Below are 21,952 nucleotides of genomic sequence, written 5' to 3' on the forward strand. Positions count from 1 at the left end.
AACAGTAAATCATGAGCTGGGAAATCTTTACATAAAATTAAGCTGCATTGTTTCTCCCCCTTTTTCATCATAAAAGGTTTCCAAACGCAACTAAAAGGCAATATTTATATAAAAATGTCAGGAGAAATGAAGATGCCAAGGTATCAGAAAGCATTATTTTTATTTAACAGCAGGGCAGGAAGCGAAGATTTGGAAGAAAAACTTGCTAAAACTTTGCCTATATTATCCCAAAGCATCAAAGTAATGACGATTATTCAAACCAGCAGCGTTGAAGAAGCAACAGAATCGTGCGTGAAATTTTCGGGGGAAATAGATCTGTTGATTATATTTGGCGGCGATGGAACGCTGCATGCATGCATCAATGCAGTTGCTCCTTTAAAAAAGCGCCCGGTGATCGGCATCTTGCCTGCCGGCACAGCAAATGATTTCAGCCGGATGCTGAAAATCCCCCAGGAACTGGAACAGGCCGCCCGAACGATTGCAGCAGGAAATGTCACGGAAGTGGATATAGGCAAAGCGGATGACCGGTATTTCCTCAATTTCTGGGGCATTGGTCTAGTTGCGGAAACTTCACAAAACATTGATAAAGATCGGAAGAAAAATCTTGGTGTGCTCAGTTATGTGATGAGTACGATCCGTACTGTAAATCAAGCGGAAATTTTTCATTATGAAGTCATATCCGAAAAACATAGTCCTAAAGGGGAAGCGGTAATGATAATGGTATTGAACGGAAAATTTCTCGGAACAACGGAATTGCCGGTCCCCTCCATACGTGCCAACGATGGTAAGTTTGATGTTTTAATCATTAAGGAGTCCAATCTGGCAGCTTTCCGGGAACTAATATCCATGAGAAGTCCGAATGCAGACCGGGAGCAGTTTACGGAACTGGAACACTTTCAGACGAGTAAATTAAAAATAATAACCTCTCCGGAAAAAGATATTGATATGGACGGAGAAATTTCCGGCACCACCCCTAAAGAGATTACAGTATTGCCTGGACATTTACAGATGATCAAAGGAATGGATAACGAAAATGGGTAAGCGTATATCCGCAATGATGCAAATGCACCTTTTCAGCGCCGGAAATATTGCAAACGCCTTAAAAAATGTTTTTCCTTTAAAGCTTTGGAGCATTCCTGAAGCTAAGTATATTTCCGGAGCGGGTTATAGGCGCTAATTATTATTGTTCGGATTTTACTTTGATAAAAATACTTTTGTCCCAGCCCCTTTTGCCCGTACTGACATCGGAAAATATTTCCGGAAGATAAACTAAGCGGGGAATGTTAAGGATATGTCTTTCGTCCCGGACCGCCCTCATCAAATAATACGCAAGAAATTCATCCGGAAAAGTTAGCAGCTTTCCTCCTTCCTCTTCTGCCTCAATGATTTAATGATTTCCTGTATTTTTGAGGGTTACTTGTACCTGCAGCTTTACTCTGACAACCGTAAAGGAATATGATATATTAACTTTAGAGAAAAAATGTGGAGGTTCAATGAATGAAAATATTGTTTGTCTGTACAGGGAATACTTGCCGGAGTCCCATGGCGGAAGCATTGGTAAAGAATAGAATCCCGGAAGCTGAAGTAAAGTCAGCCGGGATTTTTGCTGTGCATCATCAGCGGGCAAGTCAAAAAGCGGTAGAGGCATTAAAAAACTATGATATTGAACTGGAACACGAGTCCCAGCCTGTAACTGATTCACTGCTGACCTGGGCGGATATTGTTTTAACCATGACAACACAGCACAAACAATCTCTCATCATGGAGTTTCCCGGTTACCAGGATAAATATTTTACCCTAAAAGAATACGTTTCCGAAGCCGATAAAAAAGTATGGGATGAATTAAAACAGATCTATGCAGATTATGAAGAAAAAAGGGCATTATTTATCAGGGATAATGAGCATAAACTTGATAATAATCAGCTGAATCAGGAGCTGCAAAACCATATGGCTGAGGATATGGAACAAATAAAAAGGCTGGAAGCAAGCCTGATTAATTATGATATTTCCGATCCATTTGGCGGTGCCCTGGAGACATACGAAAGAACATTGCATGAGTTGTCCCATTATGTCGATCTGTTAAAGGAGAAAATAAATAAATAGACAGGGGAAACGCAAAAATGGGGAAAAGAAAATACCGCTTCAGTCTTCGATTAAAACTAGTATTTTTTGCAACTGCCTTAGCAATCATTACGTACAGCACCAGTGCATTATTCATTTATTTGATTTATGATTATGTACATGCTTATTGGCAAATTTCAGAAGAAGTATTTACCATCATTACATTAATACTTGGAATTATTTGGTCAGGGCTTTTGGCCTTTTTTGCTGCAGGGGTCATTACCAAACCAATGGAAAAGCTGAATGAAGCAGCATCCAAGGCGGCGGATGGCAATTTGAAACAGAAAGTGAATATTCCGAAATCGGATGATGAAATTCGTGCGCTCAGCATATCATTTGATAAAATGCTGAAAAGCCTCACAAGTATGGTGCATAATATTGACAGACATTTTGATAATACAAATGAGTCAGTTACTCGGATGAAAAAGGCATCGGAACAGGCCGCACGGCATTCTTCACTCATCCGCGGCTCCGTCGATGATATTTCAAATGGGGCTGAAAACGCTTCGGAAGCTATTCAATTCACGGCAGAGTCGGTTGAAATGGCTACGGAGCTTGCAAAGCAAGTACAAAATAAAGCTGCACAGTCAAAAGAGAAGTCAATTACCATGCTTGATACGTTATCCAAAAGCAAAGACGTGGTAAACCAATTAGTAGAGGGAATTCAAAACCTTGCCGACGATCAGGAAGTTTCCCTTGCCGATGTAGAGCATTTAAATCAAAATGCCAGGCAAGTGGAATCGATTATTTCCATGGTTGGAGAAATTGCCGAACAGACAAACTTACTGGCATTAAATGCATCCATTGAAGCAGCACGTGCCGGAGAGCACGGCAGAGGCTTTGCTGTTGTAGCGGAAGAAATACGGAAACTGGCAGATCAAAGCGCACAGGCAGTCAACCAAATATCCGAGCTATTGACAACCATTCAGAAAGACGTGGAAAGTGTAACAGTAAAAATGAAAAATACGGTTGGTTTTGCAAAGGAAGAAGCTAAAAATGGAGCCAAAACTAATACTGCCATTGAAAAAATGGCCGGTTCTGTGACAGATACTGCTGCAGAGATTGATGACATTTCCAGTCTGGTGGACAAGCAGCTGGAATCCATCGAGGATACAGTAAGACAATCCCAGGAAGTGGCAGCCATAGCAGAAGAAACGTCTGCAGGAGCAGAGGAAATGAATGCGGCGATTCATGAGCAGGCTGCAACGATTGATAAAGTAGATGAGCTGGCACATAAACTGGAAGAGCAGGCAAAAGTGTTAAACAATCAAATCAATCAATTCAAGGTTTCCTGATATAATGATGATAGAACAAGGAAGGGAGCAATAACAATGAAAGTTATCGTTACCGGGGATCATGCAGGCATGACGATCCGTAATGCGGTGAAGGAATTACTGGAAGAAAAAGGAATAGAATACGAAGATGCAGGCTGCAGCTGTGAAACTTCAGTGGATTATCCGGACTATGCCCTCCCGGCTGCCGAGCGTGTAGCAAGCGGGGAATTTGACCGGGGTATTTTTATCTGCGGAACCGGAATCGGCATGTCGATTGCCGCCAACAAGGTAAAAGGAATCCGCTGCGCACTGACCCATGACACCTTCAGTGCTAAAATGACCCGTAAGCATAATGATGCCAATGTACTTGCCATGGGAGAACGCGTAGTCGGCCCCGGATTGGCACGGGAAGTGGCGGAAGTGTTTCTGGAAACGGATTTTGACGGCGGTCGGCACGCCAACCGCCTGGGCAAAGTAGATGAGTACGAAAACAAATAACTTCCATATTTAGAAGAGGCTGAGTCAGAACACGGAGTAAGTATAGAAAAGACGAACAATCTGCCATATTTGCTCCGGAAATATACGTAGACTCCAGCGGGAGCAAAGGCATCGGTAAGCCCCCTAAAGCGAGTCAGCAATCTTTACTTTCGAGGAGTGCTGCACCACTGAGATAATTGCAGCACGAAGCGCATGAGGAGGCTTACCAGCCGCGCGCGGCAAAGCAGACACCGGGATAACGGCCAAAGGGAGTTTGATCGGATGTCGCACTTGTGCCAATGGTGAAAGCGTAGTATATTTTCGGAGCGGATTTTAAGCATAGTGTATAAGTATGTTCGGGTTTCTGCTTACTAAAATTGTTTTGTCCCGGCCTCTTTTTTGGCAGTTCCTAAATAAAGCTTCTTGCCAGGGCTTTTAGGAAACGCTTTATAATCGTATCGTTATATCTTCCCATGCGGTGTGAAGGATGCTGTCCAAAGGACTGAAAAACCATTATATTTTCAGGCATTGGCAATGTGATAAATAATATCCCCACCACTGCATGTGTTAAAGGGGGAGTGACATTTGCCATGAAATTAACACCCCTTTGCTAAAAAGTGCCGGGGAAATTGCGAATCGGACAGGTAAGGAGCTACACATTCCCTGCCACCGGCTGTTACTGCGCCACGCTGTTAAAAATAAAAACATGGAGGGATGCCTTATGGCTGATATTCAACAAAAAATAAGTGAGGATATGAATGCGATTGTGGAGGAATGGCTGGAGTCCGGTTATTTAAATGAAGATGGGGTATTTGTCATCGGCTGTTCCACAAGCGAAATGGCCGGGGAAAAAATCGGGACTTCAGGAAGTGAAGAAATAGCCGAAACAGTTTACAGTCAGCTGGAGCGGCTGCGGGATAAAGCAGGCATTCACCTGGCATTTCAATGCTGTGAGCATTTAAACCGATCACTTGTAGTGGAAAGAAAAACAATGAAGCAATTTCAGCTGACGGAAGTCTCGGCCGTGCCTGTGCCGGAAGCAGGCGGGTCCATGGCTTCCTATGCCTTTAAAAGTATGCAGGAGCCTGTTTTGGCTGAGCATATCCAGGCTGATGCAGGCATCGATATCGGCGAAACCATGATCGGAATGCACCTGAAACATGTTGCCGTTCCTGTGCGTCTGAAAAAAAACTGGATCGGAAATGCCAGATTAACAGCTGCCAGAACCCGTCCCAAATTAATCGGCGGGCAAAGGGCACGTTATAAGGAAACAATTGCAAATAACAGCTGTAAGTAGTTTATAATGGTTGGAATATCGGTAAAATCCGAACATTTTTGTGTAAATCTATAAAATACTTCACTTTTTTCGTGAATTGCCTTGTCCGGGAAGAAGGAATAGTATAATATAAAATCATTAAGAAAATGAATTTATTAAGAAGTTTTTCGAAAATAACAAGCTGCAAAAGGCAGACAGGGAAAAAGATTCTATTTTCTGCCTCCATGCAGCTGAACGCCGTAAATGCTAATTTTTACATGTAAAACTTGTGTTGCATCGTTAACATAAGCAACATCAAATATGGGAGGTATGGACATAATGGAATACATACAACAGGCCGACAATGAAGTATTTGAAGCAATTCAGGCGGAGAGAAAGCGCCAGCAGCAAAAAATTGAATTGATTGCGTCGGAAAACTTTGTCTCCGAAGCAGTGATGGAAGCAATGGGATCTGTTTTAACGAACAAATACGCAGAAGGATATCCGGGTAAAAGATATTATGGCGGATGTGAGCATGTTGATGTCGTGGAGAACCTCGCACGCGACCGGGCAAAAAAACTTTTTGATGCGGAACATGCTAACGTGCAGCCGCATTCCGGGGCACAGGCGAATATGGCTGTTTATTTTACCGTACTCGAACCGGGTGATACGGTATTGGGCATGAACCTGAATCACGGCGGTCATTTAACCCATGGAAGCCCGGTGAATTTCAGCGGAAAGCTGTACAATTTCGTTGATTATGGGGTCGACAAGGATACAGAGGAACTGAATTATGAAACCGTATTGGAAAAAGCAAAAGAAGTAAAACCAAAACTGATTGTGGCAGGAGCAAGTGCCTATTCCCGCCCCCTTGATTTTAAAAAATTCCGGGAGATTGCAGATGAAGTTGAAGCATACTTATTAGTAGATATGGCACATATTGCCGGACTGGTTGCAGCCGGATTACATCAAAACCCGGTTCCGTATGCTGACTTTGTAACTACGACCACACATAAAACATTGCGCGGTCCCCGCGGAGGGATGATCCTTTGTAGAGAAGAATACGCAAAGAAAATAGACAAATCCGTATTCCCGGGAATGCAGGGCGGCCCGCTCATGCATATTATTGCTGCAAAAGCCGTAGCATTGAAGGAAGCATTATCCGATGATTTTAAAACGTATTGCAAACAGATTATCGAGAATGCAAAAACATTAAGTGATGCGCTTGAAAGTGAAGGGGTACGAGTGGTATCCGGCGGTACAGACAACCACCTGCTGCTTGTCGATGTGACACCATTGGATTTAACAGGAAAAACAGCGGAAAAAGTATTGGATGATATTGGTATTACGACAAATAAGAATACCATTCCGTTTGACAAAGAAAACCCGTTTATTACGAGTGGTGTTCGTATGGGGACAGCAGCTGTGACAACACGCGGATTTGGCGCGTCCGAAATGAAGGAAATTGCAGGCATTATTTCCCTTACCTTAAAAAATCATGATAATGAAGAAAAACTGAAGGAAGCAAAAGAACGAGTGCTTGCCCTTACAAATAAATTTCCAATATATGCATAAATTTAAAAGGATGCCCGAATGCGGCATCTTTTTTTGGTATCCGAAAAGTGACGCGATAATGGCCTTATTCTCCCAGTTAAGTGCCCGGACAAAATTATTTTCACTGCATCATTAGTTTATAAGTGGTATAAACGCCATTTACTGTACCATGTTCATATCCACCGGCCGCCATCTTGAACAATGAGTAAAAATTAGATTTTCCTCCTGCTTGAAACAAGTGTATTTTTTAAGTACAATTTGAAAGATGTTACTAATTTATAAGGAGTGATCAACAATGGCCAATGTGTTTGTACTGGATCATCCGTTAATTCAGCATAAGCTCACATACATACGTGATAAAAATACGGGAACAAAGGAATTCCGTGAATTGGTTGATGAAGTTGCCACCCTGATGGCATTTGAAATTACAAGAAATCTGCCTTTGCAGGAAAAAACAATTGAAACGCCTGTTATGGAAGCAAAGGCAAAAGTGCTTGCCGGCAAGAAAATAGGCCTTGTGCCCATTCTGCGGGCGGGACTGGGTATGGTGGACGGCGTGCTAAAATTGATTCCTGCTGCCAAGGTGGGACATGTCGGCTTATACCGGGACCCGGAAACATTACAGCCCGTTGAGTATTATCTTAAATTGCCATCTGATATTCATGAACGTGAATTGATCGTCATTGATCCTATGCTTGCCACTGGCGGTTCAGCAAATGATGCTATTCACTCCTTGAAAAAACGCGGTGCACAAAACATTCGGCTTATGTGTTTAGTTGCAGCCCCGGAAGGCGTGGAAGTAATAAAGGATGAACATCCGGATGTTGATATTTATTTGGGAGCATTGGATGAAGGACTTGATGAAAAAGGATATATTGTTCCCGGACTGGGAGATGCAGGCGACCGCTTATTCGGCACCAAATAATATATTTGGTGTCTCTTTTTTGTCAGATCCCCTCTAAACCTTCCGCCTCTTTCCTGTTCTGCTTTCCCCGATAGAATAAATCAATGCAGCATAAAGCACAATCAATGCCCATCATGAATACAATTTTAATAATATCCACAAAGGAGAAGGGAGGAATTTCATGTCCACGGAGGAGCAGTCCCGGCCAAACAGCAATGAAACTAGTGCAATTGAGAATATGATCAGCGAAGGAGGTCTGGGGGCAGATATTTATTATATACACCGCACCACGGACAAAGAAAATAATAAAAGTACCCCGGCACGGCTGGGAGAACCGAAATAACATCCAAACAAAAGGACATACCAATTCATAGCTGTGCCCCACCATACACCCTCCTGAAAATTCTGCACAAAAGCCGCTGCACCCATCAGTGTATAATATCCTGCTTTTTCCAAAAACTAGAATGGGAAAGGAGGGTTATTCATGCGCCTATACTTCCTCGCAGCGACATTAATTTTCTTTACACTGCTGCCGCAAACTGTACAAGCGGAAACAGAGAATGTTCAATCAGTTATTATTGAAGTGGAAGGAAATCCACAGAAACATAAAGCGTACATTGAAACATATCATCCCTTTATTGAAGTCGTCGCAACGTACGATATTCTTTTGAATGGGCTGGCTTTACAAGGCTCTCCGGATAAACTGGAACGAATGGAAACATTGGAATTTATTAAAAGCATGCATACTGCTCAATCCTACGAAACACTGCCTGCTCCGGTTACAGATGCCGGCGAATTAGGTGAAAATACTGTTTTTCCTTCCGATTTAAATACAACCTCCTATACCGGTAGGGGCGTAAAGGTTGCGGTAATCGATACGGGAATTGACTATAACCACCCGGACCTTGAGCTTAATTACCGGGGCGGCTATGATCTTGTGGATTTGGATGAAGATCCGATGGAAACAACACCTGAAGAAGGCATTCCAACAAGTCACGGATCCCATGTTGCAGGCATTATTGCTGCAAATGGGGAACTGCAGGGGGTTGCCCCTGATGCGGAAATTTATGCGTACCGTGCACTTGGGCCCGGCGGAAGAGGAACGTCAGTCCAGGTGATTGCCGCCATGGAAAAGGCAGCGGAAAATGGTGCAGATGTAATTAACTTATCTCTGGGAAATAATGTGAACGGGCCGGATTATCCGACAAGTCTTGCTGTAAATCGTGCGGCAGAACTCGGTATCTCTGTCGTCACTGCGAATGGAAACAGCGGACCGGATGATTGGACAGTAGGATCTCCCGCAGCAGCCGCCGGGGCGTTCTCCGTCGGGGCATACAGTCCGGAGATGGAGGTGCCTTATTTATATGAATCCAAAAAAAACAGAGAAATATCTTTTGCTCCAATGATTGGTTCTCCGCCATGGGATGTGGAAAAAGCATATCCAATCACAAATAAGGAAGATGACTATGCCGGAAAAATTGCCTTAATAGCAAGAGGCGAAACTTCTTTGTTTGATAAGGCGAAAACAGCTGAAGAACAGGGGGCGGTTGCGGTGATTATTCATAATAACGAGGAAGGGATATTTCAAGGCAGCGTCCAGCATGATAACCATCCCATCTCCATACCGGCAGCAGCTATTTCCAAGGAAGATGGAGCATGGCTGGAGGAACAGTTAAATAAAGAAGCGACATATCTGGAAACAGATTATAAGGAGGTAGCCAGCGGGGCAGCGCCCTTCAGCTCACGGGGACCTGTCACGGTAAACTGGAAAATCAAGCCGGATATATTAGCACCTGGCACAAATATTGTCAGCACCGTGCCGGGCGGTTACCAGGCGCTTCAGGGGACAAGCATGGCTGCTCCCCATGTCACAGGGGCAATTGCTTTAATTAAAGAAGCCCGTCCTGATTGGACAAATGAACAAATACACGGTGCATTAAAAACAACCGCCCTCAGAATGAAAGGAGAAGACCATACCCCGCTGGAACCGATTATCCAGGGGATGGGCGAGATTAGTCCGGAAGCTGCCATTGAAACCAATACAATTATTTACGACCCTTTACTTTCTTTTGGAAAAACAGATACGTATACGAAAGAATTATCAGAAACAATCACCATCGAAAATATGTCAGAGGAAGAAAAGACGTATTACTTTTCCTATCCGGATAAACAGCAGGGAATCACATGGGAACTGCCGCAGCAAATCACATTGGAAGCAAAGGAAAAAAGAGAGGTTCCGGTCCGCGTGAAAGTGACAGCGCCCAATTTAAGTGAAGGTGTACATCAGGGCTGGCTTACATTGAATGAAAGAGAAAAAAGCTATCACCTGCCTTATTTATTTGTAAATCAGGAAGCAGATAATCCAAAAGTTATGGGCTTTGAGTTTTCACTGAAACCCTTTTCTGATGAAGTCTTTGCCTATCAGCTGTATATTACAGATCCGGCAAGACGGGTCAGAATAGACTTATATGATCCGGACACACTGATGTTTGAGCGTAATTTACTGGACACGGAAGATGTGCAGGTTGGAAATAACGAAGGACAGCTGAAAAAATCAGAAGCAGGAGAGCCGGGGCACTATGCCGCAATCATTACTGTTTCACTGGAAGACGGCACCTATGAGAGCTACCAGATGGAGCTGTATATGGAACCGGAATAATAACGTGGACAAGCGGAAAATAACATTTGACGGGACAGGGAATAAACTTACTCTGTCCCGGAAATTATTACATGCAATGTTCACAAAAATGTCACTTAATTTCATAATGAATATCCAGTAAAATGGTTAAATAAGACTGTTGTTTTTGTGACTGGACCGCTAATGCAATCGGCTGTATGAAACGGGCAAAATACCAGGAAAATCGGGGTTCCGGAAAAAGCCGGTAGAATAAAGAGAAAACATGCTTTATTGTAATTGACAACACCTACCGGCTATTGTAAACTATCTTAGTGTGGAATGGTAAGGGCTTCAAACGAAAGGGGCTATATAAAGCTGATACATATCATTCTAATAGCATGAAGCAATGGCAGTGATAAAGGGTCCATTTAATAGGAAGATTTTCGTAATGAGTTTAAAACAAATAGCTGAAAATCATTAAACAATTGCCGGAATGAATGCTGACAGATTAAGCCTTTTTGTAAAGGCCAAAATGGAAAAAGATATGATCATCTTTACACCCTCGAATCTATGAAAAACAATCATTCGATCACAATAGCTATTTGGGAAAAATGATGAGAGTAGTGGACAAGATGTCGGAATACGAAAAGATGACAATACGTCAGCGAAAATGGATGCTGTATCTTCTTTCGATATTGGTACTCGGAGCCGGCTTCACACCATATCCGCGAGTTTTCCTCGGGCTCCTTTTAGGGAGTGTCGTAAGTTTCTATAATCTTTGGCTGCTGCAGCGCAAAACAAGCCAATTTGGCCGGGCTGCCGCCGAACGGGGTTCGATGATGGGCATCGGGACCTTTTCAAGACTGGCTGCCGCCGCGTTAGCTGTAGTCATCGCGCTTCGATTTGAAGAAAATTTTCATATTATTGCCGTAGTTGTTGGACTGGGGACTTCCTATGTTATCATTATGCTGGACTATCTTTTATTTTCACTGCGCAATGATATGAAATCCGACAAATCAGACAGCGGAAGCAGGAAATGAATATTTTCCCTGAGAAAACCTGGTTTGTCTTCTTATTTGAAGGCGAATGGCCTCGAGACAGCTGGGGCAAACATTGGCCCGGGGCTCTTACAGCAGATATTTATTCAGGCCACTGCAAAAAAAGGATGCTTGTTGAAAAGGGGTGAAGAATTTGGATCACACAGCACCAATAGTTGAAAATGTTTTCGGAATTCCATGGCTCAGTTTTAATTTATCCAACGTCATGATGATCATTATTGTATCCGCCATCGTGTTTGTATTAGTAACATTGGCAACGAGAAACCTGCAGATGAAGCCGACCGGCATGCAAAATGCCATTGAGTGGCTTGTTGATTTTATTAAAGGGGTTATTGGCAATACGATGGACTGGAAAACGGGAAAACTCTTCCTTCCATTGGGTCTAACCTTAATCCTCTATATATTTGTGGGAAACGTATCCGGTGTAGCCACGATGGTAGTACATGATCACGACCTGTGGTGGAAATCCCCGACAGCAGACGCGACAATCACTTTAACCCTCTCCGGAATGGTCGTTTTATTAACCCATTTCTATGGAATAAAATTGAGAGGATTTAAAGAATACGGAAAGGATTATTTCCGGCCGGTACCATTTCTGTTCCCGCTGAAAATTATCGAAGAATTCACCAACACATTGACATTAGGTCTTCGTTTATTCGGGAATATGTTTGCCGGAGAAATTCTGCTGACACTTCTTGTCGGCCTGGCAATGGCAGGAGTTGGAGGATTCCTCATATCTGCAGTGCCAATGATGGCCTGGATGGCTTTCAAACTATTTATTGGTACAATCCAAGCATTTATCTTTGTTATGTTAACAATGGTTTACATGTCACACAAAGTGAACACAGACCATTAATAATAGAAAAAATTAAAAGGTTTACTATAAAAGGAGGAAATTTTAAAATGGGAGCATTAGCAGCTGCAATAGCAATTGGTTTGGCCGCATTAGGTGCGGGTCTGGGTAACGGTATGATCGTAAGCAGAACAGTAGAAGGGATTGCGCGCCAGCCGGAACTCCGCGGTCCGCTTCAAACTACCATGTTTATCGGGGTAGCGCTTGTTGAGGCGATTCCGATTTTCGCAGTAGTTATCGCATTTATGGTAATGTAATAAAGGTTTTTGAAAGCACAAGGTGGCGAAGTTCATTCGTATGAAATCTTCGCCATTCCTTTATGTAGTGTGGCAATGGGAAAAATATTCCGTATATGTATCTATAACCATATGATAGATAAACGAAACTTCATTTAAGATAAAAAGCTCTATCCAAGTGTGAAAGGAGTGAAAGCTGTGCACCAATACATTGATTTTCTGACAATCGGTGCGACTGTGGGCGGGTTTCAGGTAGGAGACATGATTGTACAGTTATTCTTCTTTATTTTATTGCTGTACTTGCTCAAGAAAGTGGCCTGGGGTCCGGTAATGAACATCATGGAAAAACGGGAAAATTACGTAGCAAACGAAATAGAGCAGGCGGAACAAAGTCGTCTGGAAGCAGAAGAAGCATCTAAAAAAGCGACAGAGCAATTAAATCAGACAAAACAGGAAGCACAACAGATCATTGAAGATGCAAAGAAAGCTGCGGAATCGCAGGAAGCGAAAATAATTGCATCCGCAAGAACGGAAGCAGACCGCTTAAAAGAAGCTGCACAGGCTGATATACAAAATGAGAAGGAAAAAGCACTGCAGGCATTGCAGGACAAAGTGGCATCACTATCTGTACTCATTGCAAGCAAGGTGATTGAAAAAGAAATCAGTGCTCAGGATCAGGAGAAACTGATTAATGAATATATTAAAGAGGTAGGAGAAGAGCTATGAGTGAAGCTGTAGTTGCTAAACGTTATGCAGATGCTCTTTTCCAGCTCGGAAATGAAAAAGCGGTACTGGACTCCCTCTTGGAAGAGTTCCGTACGGTAAAGAAAGTTTTTGAAACAAATGCCAATTTTAATACATTCCTGAAGCATCCTCGTGTTCATAATGAGAAAAAGAAACAATTTCTTGATGAAGTGTTTCAAGGTCTGTCAGCGGATGTCGTGAATACAATTAAACTCCTTGTAGAACGGCAGCGCAGCGAGATCCTACCATCCATTATTGATCATTTTATCCAATTAGTATATGATGCAAAAGGAATTGCAGCAGCAACCGTTTATTCCGTACGTGAGCTGGATTCAGCCGAATTGAAGGAACTGGAAAGTGCTTTTGCGAAACGCTTTAATAAAAATGCGCTATACCTTGAAAACAAGGTGGATCCTTCTATTTTGGGCGGAATCAGAATACGCCTGGGCAATACGATATTTGACGGCTCTATCAGCGGAAAACTGAAAAGAATAGAACGGAAGATTGTAACTGCAAACAAATGACGATAGGGGTGAACGGCGATGAGCATAAAAGCTGAAGAAATAAGCAAGCTGATCAAACAGCAAATTGAATCATTCGATTCAGAAATTGAAGTTAGTGATGTCGGCACGGTTATTGAAATCGGTGACGGTATTGCTCGCGCTCACGGATTGGATAATGTCATGTCCGGTGAGCTGGTGGAATTCTCAAACGGTACCATGGGTCTTGCACAAAACCTGGAAGAAAGCAACGTCGGGATTGTAATACTTGGCCCATACCTGGAAATAAAAGAAGGCGATGAAGTTCGCCGTACCGGACGGATTATGGAAGTGCCGGTCGGTGAAGAATTATTGGGACGCGTGGTAAACCCGCTTGGCCAGCCGATAGACGGAAAAGGACCGGTGGAAACAACGAAAGCACGTCCCATCGAAGCACAGGCACCTGGTGTAATGGATCGTAAATCCGTTCACGAACCGCTGCAAACCGGTATTAAAGCGATTGATGCGCTTGTGCCAATTGGCCGCGGACAGCGTGAACTAATCATTGGGGACCGCCAAACAGGTAAAACAACTGTAGCTGTCGATACGATTATAAACCAAAAAGACCAGGATATGATTTGTATCTATGTTGCGATTGGTCAAAAGGAATCAACAGTAAGAAGCACGGTGGAAACTTTACGGAAACATGGAGCACTTGATTATACAATTGTAGTATCTGCGGGAGCTTCAGATCCTGCCCCTCTTTTATACCTGGCACCATATGCAGGTGTAGCAATGGGTGAAGAATTCATGTATAACGGCAAGCACGTTACTGTTGTATATGATGATTTATCCAAGCAGGCGGTTGCTTATCGTGAGCTGTCCTTGCTATTGCGCCGCCCGCCGGGCCGTGAAGCGTTCCCCGGTGACGTATTCTACATTCACTCACGTCTATTGGAGCGTGCAGCAAAATTAAGTGATGATTTAGGCGGCGGATCGTTAACAGCCCTGCCTTTTGTCGAAACCCAAGCAGGCGATATCGCAGCCTACATTCCGACAAACGTAATCTCCATCACCGATGGTCAGATCTTCCTGCAATCGGATTTATTCTTCTCCGGTGTGCGTCCGGCGATTAATGCCGGGTTGTCTGTATCCCGTGTCGGCGGATCCGCGCAAATTAAAGCGATGAAAAAAGTTGCCGGTACATTGCGTCTTGACCTGGCATCCTTCCGTGAACTGGAGGCATTTGCCCAGTTTGGTTCCGACCTGGATAAATCAACACAGGCAAAACTGAACCGCGGGGAGCGGACCGTAGAAGTGCTGAAACAGGGATTAAACAAACCATTGGATGTAGAAAAACAGGTAATGATTTTCTATGCATTGACAAAAGGTTTCCTTGATGATGTAGCTGTAGAGGATATTACCCGTTTTGAAGAGGAAATGAATATATGGCTGGATAACAACCGGAAAGAACTGCTGAATCAAATCAAAGAAACAGGTAACCTTCCGGAAGAGAATGATATGAATGATGCAATTGAATCATTTAAGAAAACATTCCTGCCCGGCAAAAATAATTAATCTTTGATTTACGACCTTTTAACAAGAGAGGGCGGTGAAAAGCTTGGCATCACTAAGAGATATTAAAGGAAGAATTGACTCGACAAAGAAAACGAGAAAAATTACTTCTGCTATGGAAATGGTATCTGCTTCCAAAATGTCAAAGGCAGAGCAAAATGCAAAAAATTATGTTCCATACAGTAAAAAAATACAGGAAGTGGTTGCTGATATTGCAGGCAGCTCGACAGATGTTACCCACCCCATGCTTGAAAAGCGGGAAGTGAAAAAGACAGGATACCTTATTATCACGACAGATCGGGGGCTTGTCGGTGCGTACAACAGTAACATTCTGAGAAAACTGCAGCAGACAATCAATGAACGTCACAGTTCAACTGACCAATACACGATCATTGCGGTAGGACGCAATGGATATGAATACTGTAAAAAACGAAACCTGCCTGTTGCCAAAAGCATAATTGGAGTTGCAGATCAGCCGGAATTTTCCGATATAAAAGACCTTGCAAAAGAAACGGTACAATTATACGCAGATGAGGAAATAGATGAATTGCATATCATTTATAATCATTATGTAAGTGCTATTTCCCAGAAGGTAACTTCAACGCAGTTACTTCCGATAGAAAACATGCAGGATGAAGCAAGTGAAAGCGAATATGAATATGAACCAGATGAAAAACAGATTTTGGAAGTGCTTTTGCCATTGTATGCCGAAAGCTTAATATATGGAGCACTACTTGATGGAAAAGCAAGTGAACATGCAGCGAGTATGACAGCAATGCGCAGTGCTACAGACAATGCCGGTGAGCTGATTGATGACCTGACATTAACATATAACCGTGCACGCCAGGCGGCGATTACACAGGAAATTACAGAAATCAGCGGCGGAGTAGCAGCATTGGAATAACTCCTGCCAAGAATAGCTAGTTAGGAGGGAAAGCCATGAGCAAAGGACAAGTTACACAAGTAATGGGACCTGTCGTTGACGTGAAATTCGAAGACGGCCAGCTCCCGGATATCTATAACGCTTTAACTGTCCAGGTTGAATCAGATGAAGGTACAAAAGAGCTTGCTCTGGAGGTAGCACTTCATCTGGGAGATAATAGTGTACGTACAATTGCCATGTCTTCAACAGATGGTGTACAAAGAGGCACACAGGTAGTGGACCAGGGTAACCCCATCTCTGTCCCTGTCGGTGATGTAACATTGGGAAGAGTGTTTAACGTGTTGGGTGAAAAAATTGACCTTGATGAGGATCTGGCTGATGATATCCGCCGCGATCCGATTCACCGTCCAACACCTGATTTTGAAAACCTGTCCACAGAAACTGAAATTCTGGAAACAGGAATTAAAGTCGTTGACTTATTGGCCCCATATATTAAAGGTGGTAAAATTGGACTGTTCGGTGGTGCCGGTGTTGGTAAAACCGTTTTGATCCAGGAATTAATCAATAACATTGCCCAGGAGCATGGCGGTATTTCCGTGTTTGCCGGGGTAGGAGAAAGAACGCGTGAAGGAAATGACCTTTACTATGAGATGAAAGATTCCGGTGTTATTGAAAAAACAGCCATGGTATTCGGTCAGATGAACGAGCCGCCTGGAGCACGTATGCGTGTTGCATTAACCGGGCTGACAATGGCTGAGTATTTCCGTGATGAAAAAGGTGCGGACGTGTTATTATTTATTGATAATATTTTCCGTTTTACACAGGCTGGTTCAGAGGTATCCGCCCTGCTTGGACGTATGCCGTCTGCGGTTGGTTATCAGCCGACACTTGCCACGGAAATGGGACAATTACAGGAGCGTATTACATCCACGGACAAAGGTTCCGTAACATCCATCCAGGCTATTTATGTACCTGCCGATGACTATACGGACCCTGCGCCGGCAACAACGTTTGCTCACTTGGATGCAACAACAAACCTGGACCGCGGTCTGTCCGAGCAAGGTATTTATCCGGCAGTGGATCCACTTGCATCGACCTCCCGTGCACTTGACCCGGAAGTAGTCGGTCAGGATCATTACCAAGTAGCTGTAGAAGTGCAGCAGACACTTCAGCGCTACAGGGAACTGCAGGATATCATTGCCATACTCGGTATGGATGAGCTTGGGGATGAGGATAAACTTGTCGTGGCACGAGCCCGCCGTATCCAATTCTTCCTGTCGCAAAACTTCCACGTAGCCGAACAATTTACGGGACAAAAAGGGTCTTATGTACCTGTTGAAGAAACTGTAAAAGGATTCAGGGAAATCCTTGACGGGAAGCACGATGATCTGCCGGAAGATGCATTCCGTCTTGTTGGCCGTATTGAAGAAGTAGTTGAAAAAGCAAAAGGAATGGAAGTATAATTCCAGCCTAAAAATAAAGGTGGTTACGTAAAGGCATCTTTGTCTGTAATCAGTAGCCACCTTCATGCCTGACGAGGAGGGGTTACATGAAAACACTAACAGTGAGTGTTGTTACTCCTGATGGCCCTGTATTGGAAGATACATTTGATATGGTCAGCTGTAAAGCAGAAAGCGGAGAGCTTGGTATTTTACCGGGCCATATTCCACTTGTTGCTCCATTAACCATCAGTGCCGTTCGTTTAAAACGGGAAAATCAAGTGGAGCAATTAGCTGTAAATGGCGGTTTTATGGAGGTTCAGCCTGATAAAGTAACCATTCTTGCCCAGTCTGCAGAAAAACCGGCAGACATTGACGTTCAACGTGCACAAGAAGCTAAAAAGCGCGCCGAACGCCGGCTGCAATCCAAACAAGACGATATCGACTTTCTAAGGGCCGAATTAGCACTCAAAAGAGCGATGAATCGCCTAAACGTAGGAAACTAAAAAATTGCAACAAGGGGACGGTTCTCCTGTTGCAATTTTTTTATGCTTGTGCTCGGCACGCTACATGTTTTAGTTTTGCGGATAACTTGGCAGCCAAATTTGAATGCATCAGCTTATAGGAAGGCAAAGGAATGTGGCGTGTTATCGTAGACAGAATTGAGCAAGAACCCGGCAAAAGTGTCTTTGAGGAGAGTTATCATGGACAGAAATGAGCAAGACCTCGGTAAAAGTGTCTTTGAGGAGAGTTATCGTGGCCAGAAATGAACAAGACCTCGGTAAAAGTGTCTTTGATAAGTGTTATCGTGGCCAGAAATGAGCAAAACCTCGGTAATAGTGTCTTTGAGGAGAGTTATCGCGGACAGAAATGAGCAAGACCTCGGTAATAGTGTCTTTGAGGAGAGTTATCGTGGCCAGAAATGAGCAAGACCTCGGTAATAGTGTCTTTGAGGAGAGTTATCGCGGACAGAAATGAGCAAGACCCCGGTAAAAGTGTCTTTAATAAGAGAACTCAAGGTCAAATTTGGGAAGAACTAGGGAAAATGCCACAAGAGACAGAGATATACAATTGGTTCAGAAATCCCCTATAATTATTTCCCATCATCATTATTTATTTATTACCTCATGACGCCGGGTTTTCTTACTATGATATTATCCCTAAAGGGAAGGGATTTTTAGTAATTATTGATAAGAGGCTGTAGTTTTTTTAATTCCGTCTGTATTTTGGATATTGCGTTTGAAAGCAGTAACGCATTGTATGTAAATTTTTTCCATGAGAAATCAATATCATTGTCGATATTTCCCGGGAAATGATAAATAATGCCATATTATTATTAATATTGTCATGCTGAAAATGCTTTCAATTATATTATTAGTTGACTTACTGCCTTATACATGGCAAAGTTGCAATTAGCAAGAAATAAAGGTGGCTTTATATGTTTCCAATAGGACAGTTAGCAATCATTAGCATGGTATCCCATTTAATTTTCATCTACATAACATGGAAAGTGATGCTGGGTATAAACTTTGAACCAATCATCCGTAAAGGACGTACAAAGGAAGCAAGGATTTTCTTCCTGTTCATTGCAATCGTCATTGGTACGGGTGTCAGCAGATTTGTCCTGGACATCCTTCAATGGTCCAGGGATCTTATTTATTTGTTTTAAGGAAAAATCGGTTATTATAACCGATTTTTTATTTTTCATTAAAACAATGAATAATTTTCAAATCTGATGTATAGGCAATCGGACGCCTTCACTAAAGCTGATGCAAATTTTTCTACCCTGAATTTACAGCCTCCAGATATTTTCTCCTTCAAGTGCTTATGTTATGAAATTATTATCATATTCCAATTCAAGCCAGAATGACGGCAGGTGGAGAATTTATATAGAAAAAGTACAATACATTGTCATAAAAACAAAAAATAAGGTAAACTATAGATAAGCTAGTCGAAAACACAGGGAAATGATCGAATAATATATTGACCCGTAAAATTTACTGCGCACAGGCCAATTTATTTGTTTGCATAAAAGCATCATAAGCTCATCGAGCGTTAAACCAGTAAATTCGATAGGTAAAAATGCTAATACACTTAACTGCGGGCAATATAAAATTGTGCTTGTCTGACATCTGGTTATGATGATATAATGGTTATTGGTTATTTTAAAAAAAAGGATAGTATAGCACTTAAATTTATGAATAAAAAAGACACAATTCGACATTTTTGGTACTTCCATGCATACAATAACTTTTATCGGGTATATATCAACTGGAAAGAAAATTAAAACCAGTCAGTATGCCGAAAAGTAACTAAAATGATACTACGTAAGAGTTACATACATGATTGGAACACCTATCCTGAATAATGAATATTAATATAATGTGAAACTGGATCTGAAGGAGATTTGAAAATATGGAAAAAATCATCGTGAAAGGCGGACAACAACTTAAAGGTACCGTCAAGGTGGAGGGTGCAAAGAATGCAGTTCTTCCAGTTATAGCAGCAAGCTTGCTTGCAAGCGAAGGAAAAAGCGTTATTACTGATGTACCTGAGTTAGCTGATGTATATACAATAAATCAAGTATTAAGCAATATGAATGCAGATGTTGAATTTGAAAATAATACAGTTTATGTGGATGCTTCGGCAAAACTGAAAACAGAAGCCCCTTTTGAATATGTTAGGAAAATGCGTGCATCTGTACTGGTGCTGGGCCCGCTGCTGTCACGGTACGGACACGCAAACGTTGCCATGCCGGGCGGCTGTGCCATCGGCTCCAGACCTATTGACCTGCACTTAAAAGGCTTTGAAGCAATGGGAGCAGAAGTACATGTAGGAAATGGATTTGTAGAAGCTCATGTAAATGGGCGTCTTCAAGGTGCAAAAATTTACTTGGATATGCCGAGTGTCGGAGCTACGGAAAATATCATGATGGCAGCTGCATTGGCTGAAGGAAGAACCATTATTGAAAATAGCGCCAAGGAACCGGAAATTGTTGATTTGGCCAATTATTTAAATAAAATGGGCGCTAAAATCGTAGGGGCCGGAACAGAAACCATTCGGATTGACGGGGTAGAAAAGCTCACAGGTACGGAGCACGCGATTATACCTGATCGTGTGGAAGCCGGTACATTTATGGTAGCTGCGGCAATTACCGGGGGAAATATCTTGATTGAAAATGCAGAAAGTGAGCATTTGCGTTCCGTTATTTCCAAATTGGAAGAAATGGGTGTTATAGTTACAGAGGAAAAGCATGGTTTACGGGTGATCGGACCGAAAGAGTTAAAAGCTACAGATATTAAAACATTGCCGCATCCAGGTTTTCCTACAGATATGCAGTCACAGATGATGGCGCTAATGTTAAGTGCCCATGGCACCAGTGTCATTACCGAAACCGTATTTGAAAATCGCTTCATGCATGTGGAGGAATTCCGCCGCATGAATGCCAGCTTAAAAATTGAAGGACGCAGCGTCATTATTGAAGGGCCGAGTAACCTGCAGGGTGCTGAGGTTGCAGCAACGGATTTACGTGCAGCAGCAGCTCTTATTTTGGCTGGATTGCGCTCAGAAGGAATTACCCGCGTTACAGAATTAAAACATCTTGACCGCGGCTATGTAAATATTACAGGAAAGCTGGCATCCCTTGGAGCAGATATTGAACGTGTGGATGAAAATGGCAAAAAGGTTGAACCTTTTGTACAAGTAGATTATCGTCCGCAGCGAATTGTAGCAGAGCTTTCATAAAACATGTATATTATGATAATGCATAAAACAGGCGGTAAGTTTTTTCTGCCTGTTTTTTAATGCGCATATACAGCAAATCTTGTAAAAAATTTGTCTCTATGACGCACCTTGAATATCCCCGCTAAAAATAATCTCCAAATTGAAATTTAACTTTCTATAATAAGTTAATAAATGTGGCAGATAATTATTTCATTATCAAGCAGATCCCCCCTTATTTCTGCAAAAATCGTCAAAAATAATATTTCCTAATATTAAAATTACAAAAACATATAGCCAAATTCAGCAAATCAGAGTATAATATAAACATCCTGATAAAAGAATAACGTCATTTTTCTTAAAATTGTACACAATAATTGATATGATTCCCGGGATATCGTATATAACGATAGTGTCCTATGTACCACTTCTAGCTGAATATATTGTAAACTTCCCATGACAAGGGTCATAAAATCCAAAAAGATATGACGATTTTTATCATTTATTGACTTTTCATAACGATAAATCTATGGTAATATTGAATGAAAATTACAGAATGATAACCTGTCAGTTAAGAAGTTTTGCCAAATAAATAGTTGATACGTCCCTTGAATGGACTGCCAATGTATGCCCTTGCATAAATTTACAGATTTTTTGCACATTTGGGGATGCAAAGTACGGCGGATTGTGGGACAGTGGAATTGTAAATAATTGAATTCGGGTAAGCTAAAACTTTTAAGTCTTAAGTATAACAAAACTAATG

General features: G+C 42.3%; 21 protein-coding genes. 20 read left to right on the forward strand and 1 reads right to left on the reverse strand.

The genetic code is table 11. The features are described 5' to 3' along the window. Positions 1-132: 132 nt before the first annotated feature. The 4 genes from GHD25_RS13375 (at position 133) to rpiB (ending at position 3,893) form a co-directional block, all read left to right on the forward strand. Positions 133-1,041 (forward strand): diacylglycerol/lipid kinase family protein, encoded by a 909-nt coding sequence (locus GHD25_RS13375; RefSeq protein ID WP_164217637.1) that lies wholly within the window; start codon positions 133-135, stop codon positions 1,039-1,041. A 456-nt stretch (positions 1,042-1,497) separates the two neighbouring features. Next, on the forward strand, positions 1,498-2,103 hold the full coding sequence (locus GHD25_RS13380) for a low molecular weight protein arginine phosphatase (RefSeq protein ID WP_164217639.1): 606 nt from the start codon (positions 1,498-1,500) through the stop codon (positions 2,101-2,103). Between the two features lie 17 nt (positions 2,104-2,120). Next, positions 2,121-3,416, forward strand: coding sequence for a methyl-accepting chemotaxis protein (locus tag GHD25_RS13385; RefSeq protein WP_164217641.1), 1,296 nt, complete (start codon positions 2,121-2,123; stop codon positions 3,414-3,416). A 36-nt stretch (positions 3,417-3,452) separates the two neighbouring features. Next, a complete protein-coding gene (gene rpiB, locus GHD25_RS13390) occupies positions 3,453-3,893 on the forward strand; it encodes a ribose 5-phosphate isomerase B (RefSeq protein ID WP_164217643.1) in 441 nt (146 codons plus the stop codon). A gap of 388 nt (positions 3,894-4,281) precedes the next feature. On the opposite strand, the gene GHD25_RS13395 is transcribed toward rpiB, so the two are convergent. After that, the gene (locus tag GHD25_RS13395; RefSeq protein ID WP_164217645.1) at positions 4,282-4,464 is read right to left on the reverse strand and encodes a hypothetical protein; all 183 of its coding nucleotides are present in this window, start codon (positions 4,462-4,464) and stop codon (positions 4,282-4,284) included. Positions 4,465-4,626: 162 nt separating this feature from the next. Between GHD25_RS13395 and GHD25_RS13400 the strand changes: the two genes are divergently transcribed. The 16 genes from GHD25_RS13400 (at position 4,627) to murA (ending at position 21,213) form a co-directional block, all read left to right on the forward strand. Continuing rightward, entirely contained in the window at positions 4,627-5,169 is a 543-nt protein-coding gene (locus tag GHD25_RS13400; protein WP_462943771.1) for a TIGR01440 family protein, read from the forward strand. 297 nt (positions 5,170-5,466) lie between these two features. Further along, on the forward strand, positions 5,467-6,702 hold the full coding sequence (locus GHD25_RS13405) for a serine hydroxymethyltransferase (RefSeq protein ID WP_164217649.1): 1,236 nt from the start codon (positions 5,467-5,469) through the stop codon (positions 6,700-6,702). A 274-nt stretch (positions 6,703-6,976) separates the two neighbouring features. Then, the gene (gene upp / locus GHD25_RS13410; protein ID WP_164217651.1) at positions 6,977-7,606 is read left to right on the forward strand and encodes a uracil phosphoribosyltransferase; all 630 of its coding nucleotides are present in this window, start codon (positions 6,977-6,979) and stop codon (positions 7,604-7,606) included. Between the two features lie 160 nt (positions 7,607-7,766). Further along, positions 7,767-7,928, forward strand: a complete 162-nt coding sequence (locus tag GHD25_RS13415; protein WP_164217653.1) for a hypothetical protein — start codon at positions 7,767-7,769, stop codon at positions 7,926-7,928. Positions 7,929-8,069: 141 nt separating this feature from the next. After that, entirely contained in the window at positions 8,070-10,244 is a 2,175-nt protein-coding gene (locus tag GHD25_RS20195) for a S8 family serine peptidase (RefSeq protein ID WP_164217655.1), read from the forward strand. 569 nt (positions 10,245-10,813) lie between these two features. Further along, positions 10,814-11,242, forward strand: a complete 429-nt coding sequence (locus GHD25_RS13425; protein WP_462943763.1) for an ATP synthase subunit I — start codon at positions 10,814-10,816, stop codon at positions 11,240-11,242. 151 nt (positions 11,243-11,393) lie between these two features. Beyond that, the gene (gene atpB, locus GHD25_RS13430; RefSeq protein WP_164217657.1) at positions 11,394-12,116 is read left to right on the forward strand and encodes a F0F1 ATP synthase subunit A; all 723 of its coding nucleotides are present in this window, start codon (positions 11,394-11,396) and stop codon (positions 12,114-12,116) included. A 47-nt stretch (positions 12,117-12,163) separates the two neighbouring features. Continuing rightward, positions 12,164-12,370, forward strand: coding sequence for a F0F1 ATP synthase subunit C (atpE, locus tag GHD25_RS13435; RefSeq protein WP_066188092.1), 207 nt, complete (start codon positions 12,164-12,166; stop codon positions 12,368-12,370). A gap of 177 nt (positions 12,371-12,547) precedes the next feature. Beyond that, entirely contained in the window at positions 12,548-13,075 is a 528-nt protein-coding gene (gene atpF / locus GHD25_RS13440) for a F0F1 ATP synthase subunit B (protein ID WP_164217659.1), read from the forward strand. Continuing rightward, a complete protein-coding gene (locus GHD25_RS13445; protein ID WP_164217661.1) occupies positions 13,072-13,617 on the forward strand; it encodes a F0F1 ATP synthase subunit delta in 546 nt (181 codons plus the stop codon). Before atpF ends, GHD25_RS13445 begins: the two co-directional genes overlap by 4 nt. Before the next feature lie 18 nt (positions 13,618-13,635). Next, positions 13,636-15,150, forward strand: a complete 1,515-nt coding sequence (gene atpA, locus GHD25_RS13450; protein ID WP_164217663.1) for a F0F1 ATP synthase subunit alpha — start codon at positions 13,636-13,638, stop codon at positions 15,148-15,150. 43 nt (positions 15,151-15,193) lie between these two features. Next, positions 15,194-16,051 carry an ATP synthase F1 subunit gamma gene (atpG, locus tag GHD25_RS13455; protein WP_164217665.1) on the forward strand — a complete coding sequence of 286 codons (858 nt, stop codon included), beginning with the start codon at positions 15,194-15,196 and terminating at the stop codon, positions 16,049-16,051. A gap of 35 nt (positions 16,052-16,086) precedes the next feature. After that, positions 16,087-17,493 (forward strand): F0F1 ATP synthase subunit beta, encoded by a 1,407-nt coding sequence (atpD, locus tag GHD25_RS13460; RefSeq protein WP_164217667.1) that lies wholly within the window; start codon positions 16,087-16,089, stop codon positions 17,491-17,493. Between the two features lie 86 nt (positions 17,494-17,579). Continuing rightward, positions 17,580-17,975 (forward strand): F0F1 ATP synthase subunit epsilon, encoded by a 396-nt coding sequence (locus GHD25_RS13465; RefSeq protein WP_164217669.1) that lies wholly within the window; start codon positions 17,580-17,582, stop codon positions 17,973-17,975. 932 nt (positions 17,976-18,907) lie between these two features. Next, positions 18,908-19,138 (forward strand): DUF1146 family protein, encoded by a 231-nt coding sequence (locus tag GHD25_RS13470; RefSeq protein WP_164217671.1) that lies wholly within the window; start codon positions 18,908-18,910, stop codon positions 19,136-19,138. Between the two features lie 746 nt (positions 19,139-19,884). Next, positions 19,885-21,213, forward strand: a complete 1,329-nt coding sequence (gene murA / locus GHD25_RS13475) for a UDP-N-acetylglucosamine 1-carboxyvinyltransferase (protein ID WP_164217673.1) — start codon at positions 19,885-19,887, stop codon at positions 21,211-21,213. The last annotated feature ends 739 nt before the right edge of the window (positions 21,214-21,952 follow it).

The sequence above is a fragment of the Virgibacillus aidingensis genome (assembly GCF_010994035.1).
GTDB lineage: Bacteria > Bacillota > Bacilli > Bacillales > Amphibacillaceae > Virgibacillus_N.

Coding starts and splice junctions, on each gene's coding strand:
- GHD25_RS20195 (WP_164217655.1), top strand. CDS start 8,070: ATGCGCCTATACTTCCTCGCAGCGACATTAATTTTCTTTACACTGCTG.
- atpD (WP_164217667.1), top strand. CDS start 16,087: ATGAGCAAAGGACAAGTTACACAAGTAATGGGACCTGTCGTTGACGTG.
- GHD25_RS13375 (WP_164217637.1), top strand. CDS start 133: ATGCCAAGGTATCAGAAAGCATTATTTTTATTTAACAGCAGGGCAGGA.
- GHD25_RS13425 (WP_462943763.1), top strand. CDS start 10,814: ATGATGAGAGTAGTGGACAAGATGTCGGAATACGAAAAGATGACAATA.
- murA (WP_164217673.1), top strand. CDS start 19,885: ATGGAAAAAATCATCGTGAAAGGCGGACAACAACTTAAAGGTACCGTC.
- rpiB (WP_164217643.1), top strand. CDS start 3,453: ATGAAAGTTATCGTTACCGGGGATCATGCAGGCATGACGATCCGTAAT.
- atpA (WP_164217663.1), top strand. CDS start 13,636: ATGAGCATAAAAGCTGAAGAAATAAGCAAGCTGATCAAACAGCAAATT.
- GHD25_RS13395 (WP_164217645.1), bottom strand. CDS start 4,464: ATGGCAAATGTCACTCCCCCTTTAACACATGCAGTGGTGGGGATATTA.
- GHD25_RS13470 (WP_164217671.1), top strand. CDS start 18,908: ATGTTTCCAATAGGACAGTTAGCAATCATTAGCATGGTATCCCATTTA.
- GHD25_RS13445 (WP_164217661.1), top strand. CDS start 13,072: ATGAGTGAAGCTGTAGTTGCTAAACGTTATGCAGATGCTCTTTTCCAG.
- GHD25_RS13415 (WP_164217653.1), top strand. CDS start 7,767: ATGTCCACGGAGGAGCAGTCCCGGCCAAACAGCAATGAAACTAGTGCA.
- upp (WP_164217651.1), top strand. CDS start 6,977: ATGGCCAATGTGTTTGTACTGGATCATCCGTTAATTCAGCATAAGCTC.
- GHD25_RS13385 (WP_164217641.1), top strand. CDS start 2,121: ATGGGGAAAAGAAAATACCGCTTCAGTCTTCGATTAAAACTAGTATTT.
- GHD25_RS13380 (WP_164217639.1), top strand. CDS start 1,498: ATGAAAATATTGTTTGTCTGTACAGGGAATACTTGCCGGAGTCCCATG.
- GHD25_RS13405 (WP_164217649.1), top strand. CDS start 5,467: ATGGAATACATACAACAGGCCGACAATGAAGTATTTGAAGCAATTCAG.
- atpE (WP_066188092.1), top strand. CDS start 12,164: ATGGGAGCATTAGCAGCTGCAATAGCAATTGGTTTGGCCGCATTAGGT.
- GHD25_RS13465 (WP_164217669.1), top strand. CDS start 17,580: ATGAAAACACTAACAGTGAGTGTTGTTACTCCTGATGGCCCTGTATTG.
- GHD25_RS13400 (WP_462943771.1), top strand. CDS start 4,627: ATGAATGCGATTGTGGAGGAATGGCTGGAGTCCGGTTATTTAAATGAA.